Below are 1,562 nucleotides of genomic sequence, written 5' to 3' on the forward strand. Positions count from 1 at the left end.
AACGAATTGACGGTTTTATTGCCCTTCTATTTTCTTATATTTTATTGCCCTTCTATTTTCTTATAAAATCTTTCGCGATAATAAAGACCGAATTTATATTGAATTATATAAAATATATTCTCAAAAATAAAAAAGAGATTTAATATCTCTTTTTTATTTTATCTTGTTTTAATTGTAATTTTAAACTTTAACAATTTTTTACAAAATAAAAATAAACATGTTATAATTATTAAGAATAAAAAATTTGTATTTATTCAGTCGTAACATAATAAATAAATAATATGGAAACTTGTATCGATCTTATTCGATAGCAGTTTTCCACCATGGCATAAATTAAAGCATGTGGATGGTCCATATAAAATTTAAGGCATTTACTACGACTGAATAAATACAAATTTGTATGTATTATAACATAAACTATTTTAAAGACAATATAAATTGTCTTTTTTTATTTGACAAATAATTTTAATGACGGTATCATCACGACGACAATAAATGATGGGGTTAATTATTATTGTTAAGGCTGGTGTTTTTTTATGTTAGATAATAATGAAAATAATAAGGTGGTTAAATTATGGCAATAGTTTTAAAAACATTTCCTAATTGTAATGTAGAAGCGTGTGATGATGGAATTATTCAAGATTTTTTTGCTAGTTTTTTTGTTAAAGATAAAAATATTATTTTTTTAAACGAAGAAAAAAAAGTTAATAAAAAGACACCTTGGAAATAAAGTTGTTTTTAATCAAACATATATATTAATTTATGGGCGAATTATTGAAATTGAAGAAGATACAGAATATGAATTACAAGCAACCAGTGGAAATTCAATTAAAAAAATTATTTTTAATATTAATTTAAGAACAAAAAAGAATGAAATTAAAACACTAACAAACGAATTATTAAATGAAAGTAATTTATCATGAGAAGATATTAAAAACGAAGAATGAAGCTATGATATTGAATTATTCACCTATCAATTACAAAATAACACAATTTACAATATAAAAGAAAATCAAAAATATTGAGAAGACTTAAAACCACACACAAAATTAAACAACGATCTAAACAATAATTTTAACAACATTGAAGAAACAATGAATAAAAAAATGATTGCTAATAACGCATTACATAGTGAATGAGATAAAACATCCAACAAATTAGAAAAAAAAATATTTATAAAAGAGAGGTAAAAAATGGCATTTAGATTTATAACATTTGACAACACAGAAGATTATTTAACAGACCGCGACCAAGCAATATATTACGATTTTTTATTAAGAAACCAAACAATCCCTTACTATGCTAATAAAGAATTAAGCAATAAAAACGCTATAAACTTATTAGGTAATAGCGATAATTATAACGAAGAAATGTTAAAACTATGTGATAACAATTCAACTGGTTTTTTATTTTACGGATTTGGCGAACAAGAAAACTTAGATGCAGAATTCAAATATGAAGACAACGGAATTCAAGTAAAAATAAAAACAAAAAAAGGAAACAAAGAAATACCATTTTTTTATTTAAGCATTTGCGGAAGAATGATTAAAGTAGAAAACAAC

General features: G+C 23.0%; 2 protein-coding genes. Both read left to right on the plus strand.

Annotated features, from left to right (window positions below; genetic code table 4):
* Window positions 1–574: 574 nt before the first annotated feature.
* The gene (locus C6B38_RS09830; RefSeq protein WP_162475842.1) at window positions 575–730 is read left to right on the plus strand and encodes a hypothetical protein; all 156 of its coding nucleotides are present in this window, start codon (window positions 575–577) and stop codon (window positions 728–730) included.
* Between the two features lie 463 nt (window positions 731–1,193).
* On the plus strand, window positions 1,194–1,562 hold a 369-nt coding region (locus C6B38_RS03565), incomplete at its 3' end, for a hypothetical protein (protein ID WP_146693288.1).

It is taken from the genome of Spiroplasma sp. ChiS (assembly GCF_002968355.1).
Classification (GTDB): domain Bacteria; phylum Bacillota_I; class Bacilli_A; order Mycoplasmatales; family Mycoplasmataceae; genus Spiroplasma; species Spiroplasma citri.